This window comes from Wenyingzhuangia aestuarii (assembly GCF_011927765.1).
Taxonomy (GTDB): domain Bacteria; phylum Bacteroidota; class Bacteroidia; order Flavobacteriales; family Flavobacteriaceae; genus Wenyingzhuangia; species Wenyingzhuangia aestuarii.
The window spans coordinates 65,893-88,737 of the sequence record NZ_JAATJG010000016.1 but is presented as its reverse complement, the minus strand read 5'-3'; the positions used below and the strand labels follow the sequence as shown (position 1 = coordinate 88,737).

Below are 22,845 nucleotides of genomic sequence, written 5' to 3'. Positions count from 1 at the left end.
AGATTAAATAGTTTTAGTACAAGTGTTTTTCGTTTAGTTTTTTTACAAGATCCTTAGCAACATGCTTAGGAATATTGTTTACTAAATCATCAGCATTTTGTACATGATGTTCACTTTTAAAAACTACTGTATTATTACTAACATCTATTCCTGTAAAAATATAGGTATATTTAAGATTGCTAGAGTTTGTTGTGGCACTGTAACTATCGTCTTTAAAAACGGTTTGTTTGGTATTTAATTTATTGTAAACTCTTTTAATATCTTTTTGAAAAATGGTAACCATTAAATCTATATTGTTACTTAAGATTTGTTCATCTATATTTTGTTGAATTTCTTCTGTAGTTAATATTGTTGGGTGGTCTAAGTTGTTTTTAATAAGATAAGAATTGGCTTTTTTGTTTTGATAATTGAATTCTTCTTTAACTAATTCAACAATTTTAGTGTTGATTTTAGAAATAGTTAAATTGTTTTTTAGTTCTGTATTAAAAAGTTTTTTAACAATGTTTTTGTTGGTGTAATAGGCATCTGTTACAAGTAGAATTTTTTGATACTTAGGAGGTGTGTCATCTTTTGTTTGATAGGCAGTTGCTTTAGAACTACTACAACTAATGATTAGAAGCACAATTAAAGAATATAATATTTTTTTCATGGAAATTATTTTAGAAGCAAAACAACAATAATCAAGCCGATTTGTATGTGTAAACAAGTTAATTTACAAAGAATAATAATTTAGAAAATTCTATCTTTTAACAATTGTTTGTGTACTTTTTTAGCAATTTTTTTTGCCATTTTACCAAATAGAGAGTTCACTCCATTTACATCATATTTTGCTTTCCATACTTCTCTATGGGTATAAGCATCTTCTGCAATAATTAAATAATCAAAGTTATGAGCGTTGGCATAAGAAAATTTGCTAGGTCCACTAAATTGATCTTCTGCAATTCCAGAAGAAATTCCATCAATTTTAGTGTGAATTCCTACGGGAATTATTTTAATAATTAAATCGACACTGTTGGTGTAAGCAACATTTCTAATGGTTTTTATTTCTTTATTTTCATTAGAATTTAATACTAGATTTTTGCCAATTTCTACGTTTACAAAATGTGTTAATGTTTGAGTGTTATTTAGTAAAAAGTAACGTTGCAGATGACCTGCTAAACTTGCATTAATTTCTGATACCTGTTCGTAGTTTTTAATTTTTCGGCTAAATGTTTTAGCAAATCCAGATTTTGTACTGTAGTAGCTATTGGTAACTATTAAAGGTCTTTTGTATTTATGAGGAGCTACATTCCCTTTTACAGATTGTAAAGGAGAGCTACAACTAACTAACAGAATTAGTGCGAATAGGGGAAGTAGATATTTCGTCATCTCTTAAAAATAAAGAAATATTCTCAATAAAAAACCACCTATTCAAAAAAGAATAGGTGGTTGGAATGGTATTATATAACGAGTCTTAGTTTTTAACGTGTAAAGCTTCGTTTAATTCAATTGTTTTAGGGTTTGGTCTACAAGTTAAGTGTCCGTTAGTAGAATCTAATAAGAACAATAATTTGTCTTTTCCATTTAATTCAGCACCTTTTACAATGTTTTCACCTTCTGCAACAATGTTTCCGTTAATGTCTACAGGTTGTTTGTTAGCATCGTATAACCAAACTTTAGCAGCAGCAGTTACATAAACACCAGCAGCAATAGTACATCCAAATCCTAAAGAAATACCTGTACCTGCATTGGCTCCTAATAAACATTTATCTCCAATAGAAATTACGTTTTTGTTACCTCCAGATAAAGTTCCCATAATAGAAACTCCTCCACCTAAATCAGAATCGTGACCAACAACAACTCCAGCAGAAACTCTACCTTCTATCATTGCGTTTCCTTTTGTACCAGCATTAAAGTTAATGTAACCCGCTGGCATTACTGTTGTACCTACAGCACAGTGTGCTCCTAAACGAACTTGAGATCCGCTAGCAATACGAACTCCGTTTGGTACGTGGTAATTTACCATATAAGGGAATTTATCTACATGAGAAACAATAATGTTTTCTCCTTTAAATGTTGCTTTAATTCTTTCAGCAGAAACATCTTCGGGTAAAATTGGTCCGTGGTTGGTCCAAGCAATATTGTTTAATTTTCCAAAAACACCGTCTAAAGACAATCCGTGTGGTAATACGTGTAATTGAGATAAACATTGTAATTTAAAATATCCTTCTACAGCATCGGCAACAGGTTGGTCTTTATCAAATAAGAAATAAGCAACTACATCTACTTCTTGATAAGTGTTTGTAGGAACTGCAATATTTTCTAATAATTGTTGGATAACAACAATATTTGGGTGTTTTTCTATCTCTCCATGAAAAGCAGCAAAATTATCAAATGCTTTTTGTAATTGAGCTTTAGAAACGGTCACAAAACCATTTTCTCCTCCTTTAAAATTTACTACATCTTGTAATAAGGCAGCAGTTCCAAAAGCAGTATTCCAATTAATAGCAGGAAAGTTTACATCTAAAACCTTATCTCCTTTAGATCTACGGATTCCTAATCCAAATGCTAAAGGTTTTGTATATCCTTCTGTAGCTTCTACTTTAGCTACATATGCTTTAAAATCTTCTATTGTATTCATGTTGTTTGTTTTCAAAAAATGATGTGGCAAATATAAGGGATTGTGTTAAGCTATAAAAGCTGAGACAAATGTTGTTTGTTATAAATAATCTACATTTTCTTTTAGTACTATTTCAATAGGTAAATAATAGTTTTTTACGGGTGCTTTTTTGTTAATTAAATAATTAAATAACAATTTAATTCCATCATAACCTTGTTGTTCTGCTTTCTGGCTGATTAAGAAATCTACAATTCCATTTTTTAAATATTTTATGTTTTCAGAAATACTATCAAAACCACCTAATTCAAGATCTTCTCTTTTTATATCGATGATACTTTTGGCAATAATACTCACTTTACTAGAGGGAACAAATATTCCTTTAATAGTAGGGTGCTGATTTAAATACTCTTTTAATTGTAGGTTTATTGTTTCTTGATCTTCTATATTATGAATGCTAATTCTTTTAATATTGATGGCCTTTTCTGAATGTTGAAAGAAATCTTTAAATCCTTCTATTCTGTTGTTAATAGCGGTATAGTTTGAAATATTCTTACGAATTTCTACAATTAATACTTCTGATTTTTTAGGTAATACCCAGTTTAATAGTTTACCTGCTAAAAAACCTGCTTGCTTAGATTTTTGACCAATAAAAGAAATATTGTTTAAGCCTTCTGTTTCGGTATTTATAAAAACATATGGAATTTCTTTGTCTTCTAATAAAGAAATATTCTTTAGAGTCTCCATTTTAAATGTTGGAGCAATTAAAACAGCATTAGGTTCGCTATTCACCATTTCTTTAAAAGCACTAACATAAGAGTCAGAGTTAAACTGATCAAATTCAAAAATTTTGATTTTAAATCCTAAATCTTTAATTTCTATAAAAGCCTTTTCTATACCTTGTTTTGGTGTTTCCCAAAAATCAGAAGATTCTTTTGTTTTGGGTAAAAGCGTAGCAATAGTGTAGGTCTTTTTAGAAGCTAAAAGACTAGCAACAGTATTTACAGTGTAATTACTTTCTTTAATAATTTTTAAAATTTTCTTTTTTGTTTTTTCAGAAACACCTGGTCTGTTGTGTATTACTCTATCTACTGTACCTGTAGATACTTTTGCTTTTAGTGCTATGTCTTTTATACTGTTCAAAAGAGTTGGGTTTTAATAATTCAAAAATAAGTTATTATTTTTTAGTGTAATTTTAAAGATAAACAAATATTTGTGTAATTTCGTGTTCGTACACGAAAGGTGTGGGTAAAAAAACATCTTAATAGCTAAAGTTAAATAGTGTAAGTGTTTTCTGATAGAAATAAAAAGATGAAAAAAATAGAGATCATATTATTATGCATAGTAACAATGCAGTTACAGGCACAAACCAAAAAAAATGTATTGCTAATTTGCATTGATGATTTAAGAACAGAGTTAAAATCTTTTGGTGCGGATTATATTATTTCTCCAAATATTGATGCCTTGGCTAAAAAAGGAACAGCTTTTTACAATCACTATGTAAATTCACCTAGTTGTGGTCCATCTAGGTATACAATGTTAACCGGAACTTATGGTTTTTCTAAAAATGATGCACTTTTTCTTAGAGCAAAAAAGATTAAGGAGAATAAAGAAAACGTTAACATAACTATGCCCGAGTGGTTTAAAAATAATGGATATACAACTGTTTCTTTAGGAAAAGTATCTCATCATCCTGGTGGTTTAGGAGGTAAAGATTGGAATGATCCTAATGTAATTGAAATGCCCAATGCTTGGGATAAAAGTATGATGCCTGTTAAAGAGTGGCAACACCCAAGAGGAACTATGCATGGACTGGCAAATGGAGAGATAAGAGGAAAGTCCGGAACTATGGATGTTTTTCAATCTACCAAAGGAGAAGATACTATTTACCCAGATGGTTTGGTTGCTAATAAAGCTATAGAGGAGTTAGAAATTTTGAGTAAGAATAAAAAACCATTCTTTTTTGCAGTAGGAATTATCAAACCGCATTTGCCCTTTGGAGCTCCTAAGAAATATTATGATATGTATGATGGTGTACAAATTCCAGAAATTCCACATCCTAATAAACCTAACTATCCATCTACATGGCATGGGTCAGGAGAGTTTTTTAGATACAATACATGGAGTAAAGATCCTAGAAAAGATAAAGAGTTTGCTAAAGAAGTCCGTAAACACTATGCAGCTTGTGTAACTTATGCAGATGCACAGGTTGGAAAAATAATAGAAAAACTAAAAGAAACAAAACAATACAAAAACACCATTATTGTGTTATGGGGAGATCACGGTTGGAGTTTAGGAGACCATGGTATTTGGGGAAAACATAGTTTGTTTGAAGAAGCTTTACACTCACCATTAATTATTCTAGATCCTAGTATAAAACAGTGTGGAAAAGGAACCAAAGCAGTAGTAGAAACAGTAGATGTTTTTCCTACGTTGTGCGATTTAGCAGGATTATCAATACCTAATTTTACGCAAGGAGTTTCTTTAAAATCAATTCTAGAAAATCCCGTAGAAAAAGGACATATAGCTTATAGTTATAGGGGAGCTACTAAAACCATTAGGACAGATAGATATAGACTTATTCTGTCAGGAAATGGAACTGAATTGTATGATCATCAAATAGATCCATACGAAACTAAAAATATAGCATCAGAATATCCAAAATTGGTAAAAGAATTAAAGATAATGTTGAAACAGAAATATGCTAAATAAAATTCTGTTTGATAAGTATAATATTAGGAATAAAAGAGATCTAAAATGAAGCCAATTAAGAACGATAGCAATTTTATGAACAATGATTTTTTGCTAGAAAATGAAACAGCAAAAATATTATATCATCAATATGCAGCAAAAATGCCTGTGGTAGATTATCACAACCATTTGTCTGCAGAAAAAATTGCTAAAAATAAGGGGTTTAAAGATATAACAGAAGCTTGGTTGTCTGAAGATCATTACAAATGGAGGGGGATGAGAGCCAATGGTGTGGATGAAAAGTATATTACAGGAAACGCAACCTCTTATGAGAAATTTGAAAAATGGGCAGCAACCGTTCCTTATACCGTTAGAAATCCTTTGTTCCATTGGACTCATTTAGAATTAAAAAAGTATTTTGGAATTACAGATATTTTGCAACCTAGTAACTGTAAAGAAATTTACAATCAAACCTCTAAAGTTTTACAAAATACGACTCCACAAGATTTGTTACGTAAAGCAAATGTAGAAATTGTGTGTACAACCGATGATCCTACAGACGATTTAAAATATCACATTCAAATAGCAAAGGGAAATTTTAGTACCAAAGTATTACCAACTTTTAGGGCTGATAATATTATTCATATAGAAGCAGATAGTTTTGTGTCTTATGTAAATAAATTAGCCAAAGTAGCAGATGTAGATATAAAAGATTTACCAAGTTTATTAAAAGCCATTCAACAACGTATAGACTTTTTTGCAAGTGTAGGTTGTCGTTTGTCAGATTTTGGTTTAACAGGTTCTTTGGTTTTTAATGCTTTTGATGAAGATGAAGTTTCTAATATTATTCATAAAAAAATAAACGGAACAGAGTTATCTATACAAGAAAATGAACAATATCGTTCTTGTTTATTGTATCATTTAGCAGTCATGTATCATGCTAAAAATTGGGCACAACAGTATCATTTAGGACCTATTAGAAATAACAATTCTAGGTTGATAAAAGAATTTGGAGCCGATGCTGGTTGTGATTCTATTGGTGATTACAATTTTGCAACGCAATTATCTAAGTTTTTTGATAGATTAGATAGTGAAAATAAATTGGCAAAAACAATTACCTACAATTTAAACCCAGCGCATAATGAAGTGTTTGCTACCATGATGGGAAACTTTAATACCGGAGGAACACCCGGAAAAATGCAATGGGGTTCTGCTTGGTGGTTTTTAGATCAAAAAAGTGGAATGAAAGCACAGTTAGATATTTTATCAAATATTGGTTTGTTGAGTCGTTTTGTAGGAATGTTAACAGATAGTAGAAGCTTTTTGTCTTTTCCTCGTCATGAATATTTTAGAAGAATTTTGTGTAACGAAATAGCCAAAGATGTAGAAAATGGAGAAATTCCAAAAGACATGGGATTATTAGGAAAAATGATAGAAGACATCTGTTATAACAATGCCATTAATTATTTTAATTTTTAAAGAACATTTTATGAAAATAGTATCCTATCTATTAATCGCATTGCTAGGTTTTTCTTGCACTCAAATTTCTGATAAAAAAGTATTAACCTTAGCACATGGTTTGCCAATATCGCATCCGGTACATAAGGGAATTGTGGTATTTCAAAAAGAATTAGAAAAATTATCCGAAGGTAAATTAAAAATTAACATTTATGCAGACGGTCAATTGGGTGATGAGAGAGAGGTCTTAGAATTATTGCAAATAGGTAGTGTAGCTATGACTAAGGTAAGTGCTGCTACCATAGCCAATTTTGTACCTGAATATAGTGTGTTAGGGATTCCTTATGTTTTTAGAGATAAAGAACATTGTTTTAATGTTTTAGAAGGAGATGTAGGAAATGAACTACTAGAAAAAGGAGCAGAAAGATGGTTAAAAGGATTGTGTTTTTACGATGCTGGAAGTAGAAGCTTTTATACGTCTAAAAAACAAATTAAAACCGCTAAGGATGTAGATGGTTTAAAAATTAGGGTAATGAACGACCCTACGGCAATTAAAATGGTAAGTGCCTTAGGAGGTTCTCCAACTCCAATGTCTTATGGAGAACTGTATACTGCTTTGCAACAAGGAGTTGTTGATGGAGCAGAAAACAACGCACCTTCTTTTGTGACTTCTCGTCATTTTGAAATTTGTAAATACTACACATTAGATGGACATACTTTTGTACCCGACATTTTAATGATTAGTACAAAATTTCTAGAGAAGCTCTCTGAACAGGAAAAAGAATGGGTTTATAAAGCAGCTAAAATTTCTGCTCAGGCACAAAAAAAGTTTTGGGAAGATTCTGTAATAGAAAGTTTAGAAATTTTAAAAAATGCAGGAGTCGAAATTTATAGTCCTAATAAGGAAGATTTTGCAAAGAAAACAGCAACGGTATTAAGTTCATTTAGCAGCCCTGTAATGAAAGATTATATTCAGAGAATACAAAACACTAAGTAAAATGGAACAGCTTTTTAAAAAATTAAGTAAGTTTTTAGAATATACGTTAATCGTCATTTTTCTGGTGTTAGTGATTGATGTATTGTGGCAAGTAATTGCACGTTATGGAAAAATAAATTCTGGTTTTACAGAAGAATTATCAAGATTTTTATTGATTTGGTTATCTATTTTGGCAACTGCTTATTCTAGAAGTTATAAAGGTCAAATGGCTATTGATTTTGTTTATGCAAAATTATCACAAGCAAATAAATATAGAATTTCGTTGTTTATAGAAATTTGTATTATACTATTTGCCTTTTTTGTAATGATTGTTGGAGGGCTAAATTTAATGTACATCACCTTAAAGTTAAAACAATTGTCTCCGTCTTTAAATTGGCCTGTAGGAATTGTTTATAGTGTAGTTCCTATTAGCGGACTGCTAATTGTATTTTTTAGCTGTTATCATATCCGAACCTATCAACAAAACAGAACTACATTTTTATCATCAAAATCATCACACTAATGGAAATTTACGGAGTTATTATATTGTTTGCAGTTTTATTTGGTTTGTTGATGTTAAAAGTTCCTGTGGCTTATAGTGTAGGAATATCAACTATTGTAACCTTATTAATTTATTTACCTGTGTTACCTGCTATTACTACTATTTGTCAGCAAATGACAACTGGTATAGATAGTTTTGCTTTGCTTGCCATTCCATTCTTTATTCTGGCAGGAGATATTATGAATACAGGAGGAATAGCCAATAGATTGATTAATTTTTCTAAATCCTTAGTAGGAAGTTTTCCAGGAGGACTGTTGTATGTAAATGTAATATCAGCAATGTTTTTTGGTGCTGTTTCAGGATCTGCAGCAGCATCAGCAACGGCAATTGGAGGAGTTCTGTCAGATAGAATGGAAGAAGAAAATTATCCTAAACCTTTTAGTGCAGCTTTAAATATTACGGCTTCTACCGTTGGGTTAATTATTCCACCTAGTAATGTGTTAATTGTTTTTGCTTTGGCAAGTGGAGGAGCAGCCTCTGTTGAGTCTTTATTTTTAGCAGGTTATTTACCAGGTATTTTATTAGGACTAGCATTTATTACTTGGGCAGCCATTGTTGCCGTTAAACATAAATTTCCAAAAGAAGAAAGAGTTTCGTTAAAGCAATTATGGAACGATTTTAGAAAAGCTATTCTAAGTGTTTTAATGATAGTTGTTGTTGTTGGAGGAATTGTATTTGGAGTATTTACAGCAACAGAAGGAGCTGTAGTAGCTGTTTTGTATGCATTGTTATTAAGTTTTTTTTACGGAGAATTAACCCTTAAAGATTTAAAACAAATTTTATTAAAAAGTACAAGAACTGTGGCAATAGTTATGTTTTTAATATGTACATCTATGGCCTTGTCTTGGTTGTTTGCCTACAACAGTATTCCTCAGTTAATATCAGGATTAATGTTAGACAATTTTACCAGTCCTGTAGCCATGTTATTAGCTATTAATATTACCCTTTTAATAGTAGGTACATTTATGGATATGACTCCGGCAGTGTTAATTTTTACTCCTATATTTTTACCAATTACTACAGAATTAGGTTTAGATCCAGTTCATTTTGGAATTATTATGGTGCTAAATTTATGTATAGGACTTTGTACTCCACCAGTAGGAACACTTTTGTTTATTGGTAGTGGAGTTGCCAAAATAGAAGTAAGTAAAGTGGTTAAACCTTTGCTCCCTTTTTTAGCAGTTATGATTGTAGTGTTAATGTTGGTGACCTTTATTCCATCAATAAGTATGTTTTTGCCTAATTTATTTGGGAAGTAATGTTTAAATTTTAAAATTATGAGTTATTATGTATAGAAAATTAAAAAATGTATTTAAGGTTACTGTTTTAGTAAGTTTTTTGAATTTAAATTTTGTTTATAGCCAAGGGTTAAAAACGGAAAGTAGAATTGATAAAATCATTAATGATGGTTGGGCTTTTAAAAAAGGTGATTTTTTAAAGGCCCAAAATAGAGATTTTGATACTTCAAGTTGGGAAATTGTAAATATCCCTCATAACTGGGGATGGGAAAAAGCAGAGAAAGGAGATAATAAGTTTTATAGAGGCTCTGGCTGGTATCGAAAAAAAATTGTAATCAATCCTAAAGAAAACAAAAGATATTATATTCGTTTTGAGGCTGTTGGTTATAAAGCTGAAGTTTATCTAAATGGAAAATTAGTAGGGAATCATTCAGGAGGTTTTGGAGCTTTCTGTTTTGAAATCACTAAGTATGCTACTAATGGTAATAACATTTTAGCAGTAAAAGCTTCTAATAAAAAAGATATGTCTATTGCTCCCCTAGGTGGAGATTTTAATGTGTACGGAGGGATTTATCGTTCTGTTCATTTAATTGAAGCTTCTGATATTTCATTTAACCTTACAGATTATGCAAGTTCAGGTGTAAAATATTTACAAACTAGCGTTTCTAAGGAAAAAGCTGTTTTAGATGTTATTGCTTGGATTAATAATGGTACTAAACAAGGATTAAAATTCGATCACTTTCCTAAAGAACTAGACCAAGTAATACCTGAAGGATTGTACGATTTAGAAGCAAGCGTTTATGATGATCGAGGAAAGTTAGTTACATCAGGAAAAAGACAAATCAACTTATCTCCTAAATTGACTGTTCCCTTTAAATTAAAATTACAAATTGATAATCCTCATTTATGGCAAGGTACTATTGATCCTTATTTATATAAAGCAGTAATTGCTATAAAATCTCAAGGAAAAGTCATAGATGAATTAATACATAATATTGGTCTAAGATCATATAAAATTGATCCAAAGAAAGGTTTTTTTCTAAACGGTAAACCATATCGTATCAAAGGAGTATCTAAGCATCAAGATAGAAAAGGAAAAGGATGGGCTGTTTCAAATAAAGATCTAGAAGAAGATATTGCTTTAATTATGGAAATGGGAGCCAATGGCTTACGTTGTGCACATTATCAGCACAGTGATTATTTAATGGAATTATGCGATAAAAATGGGATTTTGGTTTGGTCGGAAATACCTCAGGTTGGAGGTATTATGAATAAAGAAGACTTTATTAAAGTCTCTAGAGATCAACTTTTAGAATTAATTAGACAACAAGTTAATCATACAAGTGTATTTGCTTGGGGATTGTTTAATGAAGTACATACTTCTAAAGAAGATCCGCATAGAAGTTTTGTAGATTTAGAAAATATGGCCTCTGTAGAAGACCCTACAAGACCTACAATAGCGGCTACGAGTCATTATGCAGCACCTGAAATGAACAGGATTCCAGACCTTTTAGGATGGAATAGATATCCAGGATGGTATGATCCTATTGCTGACTTATACAATCCCAATCAGTGGGATAAGTACGTGCCAACAAGTCAATCAGGAGGTTTTTGTTTTAGTGAATATGGAGCTGGAGCAAATATTGAACACCATGAACAAAATCCGTTACAACCTATACCTAGAAGTTTTTGGCATCCTGAAGAATGGCAAAGTATTGTACATGAAGCTGCTTGGAAACGCTACAGTACTACACCTTATATTTGGGGGTCATTTGTTTGGAATATGTTTGATTTTAGTGCGGCTAAACGTAATGAAGGTGGGCAAAAAGGAATTAACGATAAAGGTTTGGTAACTTTTGATAGAAAGATTAAAAAAGATGCTTTTTTCTTTTATAAATCAAATTGGTCTAAAGAACCTGTATTATACATAACTAGTAAACGTCATAAAATTAGAAATAAGGCTATAACACCTATTAAAGTTTATTGCAATGTTGCTAAAGAAGTGAAATTAAAAGTAAACGGAAAAACAATTGGTACGGCTAAAGTAGATGATTATAAAACTGTTATTTGGAAAGATATTGTGCTTAAAAAAGGTAATAATAAAATAGAGGTTTCTGTTAAAAAAAATGGAAAAACGATTAAAGATAAAACGGTATGGAAGTTTGATCCTAAATCGAAATCTATAAAACCCGAAGAAAAAATAAAAACCCGTGTTAAAGGAGATGGTGGTTTTGGACAATAGTACCAAAAATTAGGTGCAATTAAATTTTAATATCCTTTAACTGTACTTGTAGTGCTTTGGTAGAAACCTGAATTTCTATAAATAATAAAATCAAAGAAAGCATCATACAGCTAAGGCTAAATATAAAAACAACATCAGCAGTAATAGGTAGCGTTAAAAACAATAGTAGCATGGTAAGTACACTTCCCATAAAACTTAAGATAGCAAAACCTTGAGTAGCTCTTATTAAAGTTAATCGTTTACTAAGTATTTTTATTTGTACGCCAATATTTTTTTCATGAGAAGTTTTGTACTCTTTATGTAACTGTCTAACCAAGGCAGCAATAGCTAAATAACGAGCATTGTAAGCTAACATGGTTAAAGAAATGGCAGGAAACAAAAGGGCGGGAATGCTCATTGTTAAATTCATGGGAACAGTTTTATAAAATTGATAGTTAAAAGTACAAAGAATCTAATGGATAATAGAGCATTTAAAATATGTCTGTTTGAATTTTTAGCAGGTCTAATAGTTTCAAACTTTGGATTATAGATTGTATCTTTGCCACTTCTTAAAATAAATAACTCATGAAAGCAGGTATTGTAGGATTACCAAACGTTGGAAAATCAACTTTATTTAATTGTTTGTCTAATGCAAAAGCTCAAAGTGCAAACTTTCCGTTTTGTACTATTGAACCAAACATTGGAGTGGTAAATGTTCCAGATCCAAGATTAGAAAAATTAGAAGAATTGGTAAATCCAGAAAGAGTTGTTCCTGCAACTGTAGAGATTGTTGATATTGCTGGTTTGGTAAAAGGAGCTAGTAAAGGAGAAGGGTTAGGAAATCAGTTCTTAGCAAACATTAGAGAAACAGATGCAATTTTACATGTATTGCGTTGTTTTAATGATGATAATATTATTCATGTTGATGGTTCTATTGATCCTATTAGAGATAAAGAAACTATTGATATTGAATTACAATTAAAAGATTTAGAAACGGTAGAAAAACGTTTAGAAAGAGTTAAAAAATTAGCTAAAACAGGAAATAAAGAAGCTCAGGCTGAATTTGATGTTTTAGATAGAATTAAAACTTCTTTAGAATCTGGAATTTCAGTTCGTGCTTTAGAGTTTACAGAAAAAGAATTAGTGTTTGTAAAGCCTTTACAGTTTATTACCATTAAGCCAGTAATGTACGTTTGTAACGTAGATGAAGAAGCAGCTGTTGATGGAAATGAATATGTAGAATTGGTAAAAGAAGCTGTTAAAGATGAAAATGCTGAGGTATTGGTGTTAGCAGTAGGTACAGAGGCTGATATTAATGAATTAGAAAGTTACGAAGAGCGTAAAGAATTTCTATCGGATGTTGGATTAGAAGAGCCAGGAGCTGCCAAATTAATTCGTTCTGCTTACAAATTATTAAACTTACAAACTTACTTTACTGCAGGTGTAAAAGAAGTAAGAGCTTGGACTATTAATATTGGAGACACAGCACCACAAGCTGCTGGAGTTATTCACACAGATTTTGAAAAAGGATTTATTCGTGCAGAGGTAATTAAATATAATGATTACGTTGCTTTAGGAAATGAAGCTAAGGTAAAAGAAGCGGGTAAATTATCTGTAGAAGGTAAAGAATACATTGTACAAGATGGAGATATGATGAACTTTAGATTTAATGTTTAAGTATCTGTAATTAGTTATATAAATTAAAGAGAGAGCCTAAAAGCTCTCTTTTTTGTTATTATAGAGAGTTTTATTTTATCTGTATTTAATTATAAGGTTACATTAGTTTTTTTTAAAAAGAATATATTTAAATCCATAATAAACATCTATCTAACAAACCATCATCATAAAATGAAAAATGTATTTAAAATAACTGATACTGCTGAAATTATTAAGCGTATAGAAAAATTAGAACCTAGTAGCCAACCTAGTTGGGGAAAAATGAATGTAGCACAAATGTTAGCGCATTGTAATGTAACTTATGAATTTATATATGATGGCATTCATCCTAAAGCAAAAGCGATAAAAAAGTTTTTATTAAAATTATTTGTGAAAGGAATTGTGGTTGGAGACAAACCTTATAAAAAGAACAGTCCAACAGCACCTGAGTTTATTGTTGCTGATGAGAAACAATTTGAAGTTGAAAAAAAACGTTTGATTGAGTATATAAATAAGACTCAGCAATTAGGAGAAAGCTATTTTGATAAAAAAGAGTCTCATTCTTTTGGAGTTTTGTCAAAAAAAGAATGGAATACCATGTTTGCCAAACATTTAGATCACCATTTAAGTCAGTTTGGAGTATAATAAAAAAGAGAGCTATTGTAAAATAGCTCTCTTTTTTTATAGAATGTATTTGAAAAGAAATTAATCGTTCCAGTGTTTATCAATCACTTTCTGAATGTGAGGAAATTTGTCTCCATCTTCTTCATTTAATTCCTTACGTTTTGCTTTTAATTGCTCTTTTAAGTCCGCAATAACATCTTTATATTTAGGATCGTTGTAAGCATTATTCATTTCTTTAGGATCTATACTTAAATCGTAAAACTCCCAAGCTACAGGTGTATCCATTGTAAATCTGTTACCCCAACTTTTTTTATTCCATTCAGCACCAGGTTTGTGAACATCTACCCAATATTTACCGTAAAAGAAAATCAATTTATATTGTTTGGTTCTAATACCAAAGTGAGCAGGATTTGCATGTGCATGTGCCATGTGCATCCAATATCTGTAGTAAGTAGATTGTTGCCAATTTTTTGGTTCTTTTCCTTTTTTAAGAATGTACTCAAAACTGTTTCCTTGCATTTTTTTAGGAGCTTTTCCTCCTGCTAAGTCAATTAATGTTGGAGCAAAATCTGTATTGTTAATAATAGCATCTGTTCTTGTTCCTGCTTTTATCTTTTTAGGGTATCTAACAAAGAAAGGCATTCTCATAGATTCTTCGTACATCCAACGTTTGTCAATATAATCATGTTCTCCTAACATAAATCCTTGATCACCTGTGTATACAATAATAGTGTTATCGTACAATCCTTCTTTTTTAAGATATTCTACTATTCTAGCTACGTTATCATCTACACCTTTTACACAACGTAAATATCTTTTTACGTATTCTTGGTAGGTTTCATGAGTATACTCGTCACCTTCTAACCATTTAGGCGATTCAATGTCTAAGTTAGGATTGTTGTTTTTGGTATATGTTTTACTCCACATACGCATTCCCATGTGTCTAATGGTATTTCTTTTAGAAACAGAAGAACCAATGTCGTGAATTAAAGAATCGTCTTTACCACGAGTAGCAACAGAACCGTTGTTTCCGTTGTTGTATAAACTTGCTGGTTCTGGAATATGAACATTTTCTAAGTAATCTTTGTAACGAGGAGCGTATTCAAAATCATCATGAGGAGCTTTAAATTGATGCATTAAAAAGAAAGGTTTGTTTTTATCTCTCTTATTTTCTAACCAATCTAAAGTAATATCTGTAATTACATCAGAACTATGTCCTTTGTGAACTTTTCCTTCGTAATTTTTAGAACCATATTTTGCATAGTTCATTCCTGTTTCTGTTAAGTTAGGATCAAAATAAGAACCTTGCTGACCGTGCTCCATAAATACATTATAGTAATCAAAATCGGGTCTATTTCCTAAGTGCCATTTTCCTACTAAGGCAGTTTGGTACCCTAATTTTTTAATTTCTTGAGGTAAATAATGATGAGCAGTTTCTACATCTCCTTCTAAATCTAAAACTCCATTTTTTTGACTGTATTGTCCTGTAATAATAGAAGCTCTACTTGGAGTACAAATTGAATTGGTTACAAAACAATTGTCAAAAATCATTCCTTCGTTGGCAATTTTATCCAAGGTTGGAGTTGGGTTTAACGGAGCTAATCTACTTCCGTAAATTCCAAAGGCCTGAGAAGTATGATCATCAGACATAATGTAAAGTATATTTGGCTTTTTTTGAGCCATAGTCTGGTGTTGTACCGAGATGAATAGTAAGGTTAAAAAACCTAATAACAGTGATTGTGTTTTCATGTACTTAATTTTGTCTTGTAAAATTAGAAGTATTCCTTCTAACTAAGGAAAACAGATGTTTTTTTTAGTGACAATATCCGTTAATAAACAAAAAAGACGACCAAGAGAGGTCGTCTTTTTTATAAAAAATCTTAAAATTAATTTTTAATGATTTTTTTATATTTTCCATTGTTTGTTAATAAAATATAAACTCCAGGAGTTAAATCAGAAATATTAATAGTGCTTTTAACATCAAATTCTTTTACAACTTGCCCTGTTAAAGTAAGGATAGAAATAGATGTTACTCCGTCTAAATCTGCAATATTAAGAATTCCAGTAGTAGGATTAGGAGATACAGCTATTTTGCTTAATTCTGCTTGATTAGTACTTAAAGATTCTGATATTGTAAAATCTGTACTACCCGGTTTTACCTGAAAACTAGCATCTGTTCCTAGAGCTGTTCTAAACTGGTATGTGTAGATAGGAGCAGGAGTTGTTTCATGATCCACATAGTTTCTTCCTGCATCTCCAGCATTTGGATCCCAAGTTGTTAAGTCAGAAGATAAATACGTTTTACTAGTAGATGGATTGATCATTCCGTTTGGAGCTGTAATTGTAATAGTAGTTTCTACATTTGTTCCTGCAGGTAATATACTAGGGTTTGAAAATGCACCATACCAAATATCAGAGAAAAGGTTTACATCATTTACAGTTCCTCTTGTTTCTGTCCAAATAACAAATTTAATACCTCCCGCTGCAATATCTTCCTCAGAAGTATATTTAATAGGTACATCTAGAGTTGTTCCAGGAGTAAATACTAAGTTGTCTCCCCATGACCAAGATTCTGTTACGGGAGCAGGAGTAATATCTATTGATTGAGTGTTTCCTGGACCCCATGCTGATCCAATTTTGTAGTTTACAACTATTTGATAATCCTTAGTGTCATCTAAATCTACTCCTCCAGAAGTTGTAGGAATGGTAAAGTTAGTTGTACTATGTGTTCCAGAACTAGCAGCAGTAATTGAAAGTAACTGAGAATATTTCCAAAGGCTAACTCCTTCGGTAACATCTCTTAATTCATAATAAATTTCGGTTGCTTCATCGGTATTTCCAGTATCAAAAGTAATTGCTATAGTAATAGTTTCTCCAATTTCAGCACTACTAGGAGCAGTATCAATAGTAACAGATTGTGCTGTAATTAATTGCGAGGCCATAATTCCGACCATTAAAAGTAGTTTTTTCATCATATAAAAAATAAATAGTTAGTTAATAGTTGTAAAATTAAATGATAAAAGAATAATTGAATAGATGATATGTTCTAATCACTATAACAGATTAACTAAAATTATTTGTTAGTTAGCTTATATGTAGGTTTTTATGTGTTTTTTCTTGTTAGAGTGTTGAAAAAAAGTTGGAGGGGTTTACAGTAAAAAAATATTGAATAACTACTTGTAATAAACAACGAAAACTAGTTTTTAATTTCTCATTTTTGTCAAAGATTTCAATCTTTCCTTCCCAAATAATCATGAAAAAAGTATCTCAAAATACCTTAGGTATTTTAATAGCTTTGTTAGCTGTTTTTTTATTTTCATCAAAAGCAATTATTGTAAAGTTGGTTTATCAGTTTGATGTACCTACTATTCACGTTTTGTTATTAAGAATGCTTTTTGCAATTCCTTTTTACATTGCTGTTTTGCTGGTAAAACAAAAGGAGCAAAAAATAAATGTAGAAAGAAAACACTATATATGGTTACTGTTTTTAGGAGTAATAGGTTATTATGTAGCTAGCTTTTTTGATTTTTATGGATTAAAATATTTAACGGCTAGTTTAGAACGAATTATTTTATTTGTGTATCCAACTTTGGTGGTGTTAATTGGAGCCGTTTTCTTAAAAACAAAAATTACCAAACAGCAAATTTGGGCAATTTTAATTACCTATTTTGGAGTATTTTTAACATTTGCTTCAGAATTACAAATTAACAATAATGAAAATCTGTTTTTAGGAGCAGGGTTTATCTTTATAAGTGCCTTAACCTATGCTTCTTATTTGGTGGGAAGTGGTTGGTTAATTCCAAAGTTTGGAACGTTAAGGTTTACATCTTTAGCAATGATAGTTGCTTGTAGCTCTGTATTTGTACATTATTTATGCACCAATAGAATATCTATTTTAAATTATCCAAAAGAAGTTTATTTTTACGGCTTGGCTATGGCTTTTTTCTGTACAGTTTTACCTTCTTATTTGGTGTCTTTTGCTATTCAAAAACTAGGAGCCTCTAAATTTGCAATTATAGGAAGTATAGGTCCTATTTTTACTATTTTATTGGCAACTTTAGTATTAGGAGAAAGTATTACTTTTGTACAATCTATAGGAGTAATTGTGGTTATTATAGGAGTAAGAATTGTATCAAAAAAAGAGAAATAACTCCGTTAAAAACCTGTTAATAATTACTTGTAGACTACTGTTGATGAAGTCTTATAAAATCTTAAATTTAACAATAACCTAAATCAGAACTTTGTTCATGAGTGAAGAAACTAAATACACAGAAGATAATATACGATCGTTAGACTGGAAAGAGCATATTAGAATGCGACCAGGGATGTATATTGGAAAGCTAGGAGATGGTTCATCGCAAGATGATGGTATTTATATTTTGATTAAAGAGGTGATAGACAACTCTATTGATGAGTTTGTTATGGGAGCAGGAAGAACAATAGAGATTTCTGTAAAAGATGAAGAGGTTAAAATTAGAGATTACGGACGTGGAGTTCCTTTAGGAAAAGTAGTAGATGTAGTTTCTAAAATGAATACCGGAGGTAAGTATGATTCTCGTGCTTTTAAAAAATCTGTAGGATTAAACGGAGTAGGTACCAAGGCTGTAAATGCATTGTCTAGTAATTTTTCTATCCAATCTATTAGAGATGGACAAACAACAACGGCTGAATTTCAAAAAGGAGAATTAATCAATCAAACTCCTTTAGAAACAACTACCATTAGAAGAGGAACTAGGGTAATCTTTAATCCTGATGCTTCTATTTTTGTAAATTACAAATACCGTAAGGAATATGTAATTAAAATGATTAAAAACTATGTGTACTTAAACCCAGGTTTGACCATTGTTTTTAACGGAGAAAAATATTTTTCGGAAAATGGATTGAAAGATTTATTAGAAGAAAACATTCATGAAGATACCATGGCATATCCAATCATCCATTTAAGAGGAGATGATATTGAAATTGCCATGACTCATAGTAAAACCCAGTATAGTGAAGAATATCATTCTTTTGTAAACGGACAACATACTACACAAGGAGGAACACATCAAAATGCATTTAGAGAAGCTATTGTAAAAACAATTAGAGAGTTTTTTGGGAAAAGTTTTGAAGCTTCGGATGTGCGTAAATCCATAGTGTCTGCTGTTTCTATTAAGGTAATGGAACCTGTTTTTGAAAGTCAGACCAAAACCAAATTAGGATCTACCGAAATGGGAGGTGAGTTGCCAACGGTTAGAACTTATATTAATGATTTTGTTAAAACACAGCTAGATAATTATTTACATAAAAATCCTACTACTGCCGAAGCTATTCAGCGCAAAGTAATGCAGGCAGAAAAGGAGCGTAAAGAATTGTCTGGAATTCGTAAAATAGCTAGAGAACGTGCCAAAAAAGCAAGTTTACACAATAAAAAGTTAAGAGATTGTAGAATTCATTTGGCAGATTCTAAAAAAGAAGGACACTTAAACACTTCTTTATTTATTACCGAGGGAGATTCGGCAAGTGGATCTATAACCAAATCTAGAAACGTAAATACACAGGCAGTATTTAGTTTAAAAGGAAAACCTTTAAACTGTTACGGATTAACCAAAAAAATTGTTTACGAAAATGAAGAGTTTAACCTGTTACAAGCAGCGTTAAATATAGAAGATGGTATAGAAAATTTACGATACAACAATGTAATTATAGCAACCGATGCCGATGTGGATGGTATGCACATTCGTTTGTTGTTAATTACGTTCTTTTTACAATTTTTTCCAGAGGTAATTAAAGAAGGACACTTATATATTTTAGATACTCCGTTGTTTAGAGTTCGTAATAAAAAAGAAACCATTTATTGTTATTCCGAAGAGGAGAAACAAAATGCGATTGAAAAGTTAACAGGAAAGCCAGAAATTACCCGATTTAAAGGATTGGGAGAAATATCTCCAGATGAATTTCAACATTTTATTGGAGACAACATTCGTTTAGATCCTGTAATGTTAGATAGGGAACAATCTATAGAATCTATGTTAGAATTCTATATGGGAAAAAATACACCTACTCGTCAAGAGTTTATTATAGATAACTTAAAGTATGAGTTAGATATTATTGAAGAAGAGTAAAGAATAAACAATTATAAAAAGCATCATAAAAAAAGTATGCAAGACGATATCAACAATCAAGAAGAAAACGAATTTGAAAATCATGAGGTAGAAAGTCAAGAGACCATTACCAAAGTTACAGGAATGTACAAAGAGTGGTTTTTAGATTATGCTTCTTATGTAATCTTAGAACGTGCAGTACCTGCTATTGCTGACGGTTTTAAACCCGTGCAAAGACGTATTATGCAATCTATGAAAGATTTGGATGATGGTCGTTACAACAAAGTAGCCAATTTGGTAGGGCATTGTATGCAGTATCATCCGCATGGTGATGCTTCCATTTCTGATGCCATGGTGCAAATTGGTCAGAAAGAATTGTTAATAGATATGCAGGGAAACTGGGGAAATATTCTTACAGGAGACCGTGCAGCAGCAGCTCGTTATATAGAGGCTCGTTTGTCTAAATTTGCTTTAGAAGTTGTCTTTAACCCTAAAACAACTCAGTGGCAATCTTCTTACGATGGTCGTAGAAAAGAACCTATTAATTTACCTGTAAAATTCCCAATGCTATTGGCACAAGGGGGAGAGGGGATTGCTGTAGGTTTGTCTACCAAAATATTACCACACAACTTTAATGAGTTGATTGATGCTTCTATTAAAATTTTAAAAGGACGAAGCTTTACCATTCTTCCCGATTTTTTAACCGGAGGAATTGCCGATGTTACCAATTATAATGATGGTAGAAGAGGTGGAAAAGTAAGAGTAAGAGCCAAAATATCTCAGTTAGATAAAAAAACATTGGTGGTTACAGAAATTCCATTTAGCACCACTACATCTTCTTTAATAGAATCTATTATCAAAGCCAACGATAAAGGAAAAATTAAAGTAAAACAGATAGAAGACAATACGGCCAGAAATGTTGAAATTTTAATTCACCTACCATCAGGAATTTCACCAGACAAAACCATTGATGCCTTGTATGCATTCACCAATTGCGAAATTTCTATTTCTCCGTTGTGTTGTGTTATTCAAGATCACAAACCAGTGTTTGTTGGAGTGTCCGATATTTTAAAAATATCAACAAACAATACCTTGCATTTGCTAAAACGAGAATTAGAAATTCAGTTAGGTGAGTTGCAAGAAAAATGGCACTTTGCTTCTTTGGAACGTATTTTTATAGAAAACAGAATTTATCGAGATATTGAAGAAGAGAGTACTTGGGAAGGGGTAATTAAAGCCATAGATAAAGGATTAAAACCACACATAGCACATTTAAAGCGAGCTATTACAGAAGAAGATATTGTTCGTTTAACAGAAATAAGAATTAAACGTATTTCTAAGTTTGATATTGACAAAGCCAAACAAATCATAGAAAGTTTAGAAGATGAAATTGCTAAAGTGAGACATCATCTTGATAATTTGGTTGAGTTTGCCATTGATTATTTTAAAAGTTTAAAAACAAAATACGGAAAAGACAAAACCCGTTTAACCGAAATTAAAACGTTTGACGATATTGAAGCTACTAAAGTAGTAATGCGTAATGAGAAATTGTACGTAAATAGAGCCGAAGGTTTTGTAGGTACATCGTTAAAAAGAGATGAATTTGTTGCAGATTGTGCAGATATTGATGATGTAATTATTTTCCGTAAAGACGGAGTAATGATAGTTACCAAAGCAGCACAAAAAACATTTGTAGGTAAAGATATTATACATATTGCCATCTTTAAAAAAGGAGACAAACGTACCATTTACAACATGATGTATAGAGATGGACGTAGCGGACCTAGTTATATGAAACGTTTTAATGTAACTTCTGTTACCAGAGATCGTGAATACGATTTAACAGCTGGAAGCAAAGGGTCTGTAGTTTGGTATTTTACAGCCAATCCAAATGGTGAAGCCGAAACTGTTACCATAGAACTAAAAGCGTTAGCAGGGCTTAAAAAAACAAAATGGGATATAGATTTTTCTGACTTGTTAATTAAAGGTCGTTCTTCAAAAGGAAATTTAATGACCAAATATCCTGTAAAAAGAATTGAATTTAAATCGGCAGGTACTTCTACCTTAAAGCCACGTAAAATTTGGTTTGATGATACTGTACAACGTTTAAATGTAGATGGTAGAGGAGAGTTGTTAGGAGAGTTTACTTCTAAAGATAAATTATTAATAGCAACGCAATCTGGAAAAATAAAAACCATTACTCCTGCTTTAACCACACATTTTGATGATGATATGGTTGTGTTGGAAAAATGGCAACCTAACAAGCCTATTTCTGCTGTTTACTACGAAGGAGAAAAAGAAAAATATTACGTAAAACGTTTTGTAATAGATGCTCCAGACAAAGAAGAGATGTTTATTAGCGAACATCCTAAAACACAATTACAAATTGTAGTAACGGATTTTAGACCTAATGTAGAGGTAGTGTTTAGCAAAAGAAACATAGAAAATATGGTAGTTGATTTGGAGGACTTTATTGCTGTAAAAGGGATTAAAGCCTTAGGAAATCAATTAACAGAAGATAAAATAAAATTAGTGAATAGATTAGAGCCTTCACCTTATGAACCTGCTGAAGATGAAATTGAAGTAGAAGATGAAGAAGAGGTAAATGATAAAGATCAACCAACGTTGTTTTAATATGCTATTTAACTCTTTAACGTTTTTAGTTTTTATAATTATTGTTTTTTTTGCTTTTTGGTTCTTGTTTAAGAGTGTTAAAAAACAAAATATATTTATACTTGCT

18 protein-coding genes are annotated in these 22,845 nt (G+C 31.3%); 11 read left to right on the top strand and 7 right to left on the bottom strand.

Going from position 1 to position 22,845, the window contains the following annotated elements; translation table 11 throughout:
• Nucleotides 1-13 precede the first annotated feature (13 nt).
• The 4 genes from GGR97_RS13755 to GGR97_RS13740 form a co-directional block, all read right to left on the bottom strand.
• Entirely contained in the window at nucleotides 14-649 is a 636-nt protein-coding gene (locus GGR97_RS13755) for a hypothetical protein (protein WP_167899110.1), read from the bottom strand.
• An 80-nt stretch (nucleotides 650-729) separates the two neighbouring features.
• A complete protein-coding gene (locus GGR97_RS13750; RefSeq protein ID WP_167899109.1) occupies nucleotides 730-1,368 on the bottom strand; it encodes a hypothetical protein in 639 nt (212 codons plus the stop codon).
• Nucleotides 1,369-1,453: 85 nt separating this feature from the next.
• Nucleotides 1,454-2,620, bottom strand: a complete 1,167-nt coding sequence (locus tag GGR97_RS13745) for a tetrahydrodipicolinate N-succinyltransferase N-terminal domain-containing protein (RefSeq protein WP_167899108.1) — start codon at nucleotides 2,618-2,620, stop codon at nucleotides 1,454-1,456.
• A gap of 78 nt (nucleotides 2,621-2,698) precedes the next feature.
• Nucleotides 2,699-3,739 carry a substrate-binding domain-containing protein gene (locus tag GGR97_RS13740; protein ID WP_167899107.1) on the bottom strand — a complete coding sequence of 347 codons (1,041 nt, stop codon included), beginning with the start codon at nucleotides 3,737-3,739 and terminating at the stop codon, nucleotides 2,699-2,701.
• A 168-nt stretch (nucleotides 3,740-3,907) separates the two neighbouring features.
• Between GGR97_RS13740 and GGR97_RS13735 the strand changes: the two genes are divergently transcribed.
• From GGR97_RS13735 to GGR97_RS13710, 6 genes are read left to right on the top strand one after another with little or no spacing between them, the layout of a single operon-like run.
• Nucleotides 3,908-5,308: a sulfatase gene (locus GGR97_RS13735; protein ID WP_167899106.1), complete on the top strand. Its 1,401-nt coding sequence runs from the start codon at nucleotides 3,908-3,910 to the stop codon at nucleotides 5,306-5,308.
• Nucleotides 5,309-5,353: 45 nt separating this feature from the next.
• Complete coding sequence (uxaC, locus tag GGR97_RS13730) at nucleotides 5,354-6,766, top strand: glucuronate isomerase (RefSeq protein ID WP_167899105.1); 1,413 nt, start codon at nucleotides 5,354-5,356, stop codon at nucleotides 6,764-6,766.
• A 10-nt stretch (nucleotides 6,767-6,776) separates the two neighbouring features.
• A complete protein-coding gene (locus GGR97_RS13725; RefSeq protein ID WP_167899104.1) occupies nucleotides 6,777-7,742 on the top strand; it encodes a TRAP transporter substrate-binding protein in 966 nt (321 codons plus the stop codon).
• Nucleotide 7,743: 1 nt separating this feature from the next.
• Nucleotides 7,744-8,244 (top strand): TRAP transporter small permease, encoded by a 501-nt coding sequence (locus GGR97_RS13720; RefSeq protein ID WP_167899103.1) that lies wholly within the window; start codon nucleotides 7,744-7,746, stop codon nucleotides 8,242-8,244.
• The gene (locus GGR97_RS13715; RefSeq protein WP_167899102.1) at nucleotides 8,244-9,542 is read left to right on the top strand and encodes a TRAP transporter large permease; all 1,299 of its coding nucleotides are present in this window, start codon (nucleotides 8,244-8,246) and stop codon (nucleotides 9,540-9,542) included. Before GGR97_RS13720 ends, GGR97_RS13715 begins: the two co-directional genes overlap by 1 nt.
• Nucleotides 9,543-9,570: 28 nt before the next feature.
• Nucleotides 9,571-11,763, top strand: coding sequence for a glycoside hydrolase family 2 protein (locus tag GGR97_RS13710; protein ID WP_167899101.1), 2,193 nt, complete (start codon nucleotides 9,571-9,573; stop codon nucleotides 11,761-11,763).
• Between the two features lie 19 nt (nucleotides 11,764-11,782).
• On the opposite strand, the gene GGR97_RS13705 is transcribed toward GGR97_RS13710, so the two are convergent.
• Nucleotides 11,783-12,172 carry a DUF2721 domain-containing protein gene (locus tag GGR97_RS13705; protein WP_167899100.1) on the bottom strand — a complete coding sequence of 130 codons (390 nt, stop codon included), beginning with the start codon at nucleotides 12,170-12,172 and terminating at the stop codon, nucleotides 11,783-11,785.
• Nucleotides 12,173-12,327: 155 nt separating this feature from the next.
• Between GGR97_RS13705 and ychF the strand changes: the two genes are divergently transcribed.
• Both ychF and GGR97_RS13695 read left to right on the top strand, forming a co-directional pair.
• Nucleotides 12,328-13,419 (top strand): redox-regulated ATPase YchF, encoded by a 1,092-nt coding sequence (gene ychF, locus GGR97_RS13700; RefSeq protein WP_167899099.1) that lies wholly within the window; start codon nucleotides 12,328-12,330, stop codon nucleotides 13,417-13,419.
• 171 nt (nucleotides 13,420-13,590) lie between these two features.
• Nucleotides 13,591-14,043 carry a DUF1569 domain-containing protein gene (locus GGR97_RS13695; protein WP_167899098.1) on the top strand — a complete coding sequence of 151 codons (453 nt, stop codon included), beginning with the start codon at nucleotides 13,591-13,593 and terminating at the stop codon, nucleotides 14,041-14,043.
• A 60-nt stretch (nucleotides 14,044-14,103) separates the two neighbouring features.
• On the opposite strand, the gene GGR97_RS13690 is transcribed toward GGR97_RS13695, so the two are convergent.
• Both GGR97_RS13690 and GGR97_RS13685 read right to left on the bottom strand, forming a co-directional pair.
• Nucleotides 14,104-15,771, bottom strand: a complete 1,668-nt coding sequence (locus GGR97_RS13690) for a sulfatase family protein (protein ID WP_167899097.1) — start codon at nucleotides 15,769-15,771, stop codon at nucleotides 14,104-14,106.
• A 137-nt stretch (nucleotides 15,772-15,908) separates the two neighbouring features.
• Nucleotides 15,909-16,994 carry a T9SS type A sorting domain-containing protein gene (locus GGR97_RS13685; RefSeq protein WP_167899096.1) on the bottom strand — a complete coding sequence of 362 codons (1,086 nt, stop codon included), beginning with the start codon at nucleotides 16,992-16,994 and terminating at the stop codon, nucleotides 15,909-15,911.
• A gap of 281 nt (nucleotides 16,995-17,275) precedes the next feature.
• Between GGR97_RS13685 and GGR97_RS13680 the strand changes: the two genes are divergently transcribed.
• From GGR97_RS13680 to GGR97_RS13670, 3 genes are all read left to right on the top strand, one after another.
• Complete coding sequence (locus tag GGR97_RS13680) at nucleotides 17,276-18,172, top strand: DMT family transporter (RefSeq protein WP_167899095.1); 897 nt, start codon at nucleotides 17,276-17,278, stop codon at nucleotides 18,170-18,172.
• 97 nt (nucleotides 18,173-18,269) lie between these two features.
• A complete protein-coding gene (locus tag GGR97_RS13675) occupies nucleotides 18,270-20,126 on the top strand; it encodes a DNA topoisomerase IV subunit B (RefSeq protein ID WP_167899094.1) in 1,857 nt (618 codons plus the stop codon).
• 36 nt (nucleotides 20,127-20,162) lie between these two features.
• Entirely contained in the window at nucleotides 20,163-22,739 is a 2,577-nt protein-coding gene (locus GGR97_RS13670) for a DNA gyrase/topoisomerase IV subunit A (RefSeq protein ID WP_167899093.1), read from the top strand.
• Nucleotides 22,740-22,845: the final 106 nt, after the last annotated feature.

What these genes read in the sequence shown, in the direction of transcription:
- GGR97_RS13755 (WP_167899110.1), bottom strand. Translation starts at nt 649, where the DNA reads ATGAAAAAAATATTATATTCTTTAATTGTGCTTCTAATCATTAGTTGT.
- GGR97_RS13750 (WP_167899109.1), bottom strand. Translation starts at nt 1,368, where the DNA reads ATGACGAAATATCTACTTCCCCTATTCGCACTAATTCTGTTAGTTAGT.
- GGR97_RS13745 (WP_167899108.1), bottom strand. Translation starts at nt 2,620, where the DNA reads ATGAATACAATAGAAGATTTTAAAGCATATGTAGCTAAAGTAGAAGCT.
- GGR97_RS13735 (WP_167899106.1), top strand. Translation starts at nt 3,908, where the DNA reads ATGAAAAAAATAGAGATCATATTATTATGCATAGTAACAATGCAGTTA.
- uxaC (WP_167899105.1), top strand. Translation starts at nt 5,354, where the DNA reads ATGAAGCCAATTAAGAACGATAGCAATTTTATGAACAATGATTTTTTG.
- GGR97_RS13725 (WP_167899104.1), top strand. Translation starts at nt 6,777, where the DNA reads ATGAAAATAGTATCCTATCTATTAATCGCATTGCTAGGTTTTTCTTGC.
- GGR97_RS13720 (WP_167899103.1), top strand. Translation starts at nt 7,744, where the DNA reads ATGGAACAGCTTTTTAAAAAATTAAGTAAGTTTTTAGAATATACGTTA.
- GGR97_RS13715 (WP_167899102.1), top strand. Translation starts at nt 8,244, where the DNA reads ATGGAAATTTACGGAGTTATTATATTGTTTGCAGTTTTATTTGGTTTG.
- GGR97_RS13710 (WP_167899101.1), top strand. Translation starts at nt 9,571, where the DNA reads ATGTATAGAAAATTAAAAAATGTATTTAAGGTTACTGTTTTAGTAAGT.
- GGR97_RS13705 (WP_167899100.1), bottom strand. Translation starts at nt 12,172, where the DNA reads ATGAATTTAACAATGAGCATTCCCGCCCTTTTGTTTCCTGCCATTTCT.
- ychF (WP_167899099.1), top strand. Translation starts at nt 12,328, where the DNA reads ATGAAAGCAGGTATTGTAGGATTACCAAACGTTGGAAAATCAACTTTA.
- GGR97_RS13695 (WP_167899098.1), top strand. Translation starts at nt 13,591, where the DNA reads ATGAAAAATGTATTTAAAATAACTGATACTGCTGAAATTATTAAGCGT.
- GGR97_RS13690 (WP_167899097.1), bottom strand. Translation starts at nt 15,771, where the DNA reads ATGAAAACACAATCACTGTTATTAGGTTTTTTAACCTTACTATTCATC.
- GGR97_RS13685 (WP_167899096.1), bottom strand. Translation starts at nt 16,994, where the DNA reads ATGAAAAAACTACTTTTAATGGTCGGAATTATGGCCTCGCAATTAATT.
- GGR97_RS13680 (WP_167899095.1), top strand. Translation starts at nt 17,276, where the DNA reads ATGAAAAAAGTATCTCAAAATACCTTAGGTATTTTAATAGCTTTGTTA.
- GGR97_RS13675 (WP_167899094.1), top strand. Translation starts at nt 18,270, where the DNA reads ATGAGTGAAGAAACTAAATACACAGAAGATAATATACGATCGTTAGAC.
- GGR97_RS13670 (WP_167899093.1), top strand. Translation starts at nt 20,163, where the DNA reads ATGCAAGACGATATCAACAATCAAGAAGAAAACGAATTTGAAAATCAT.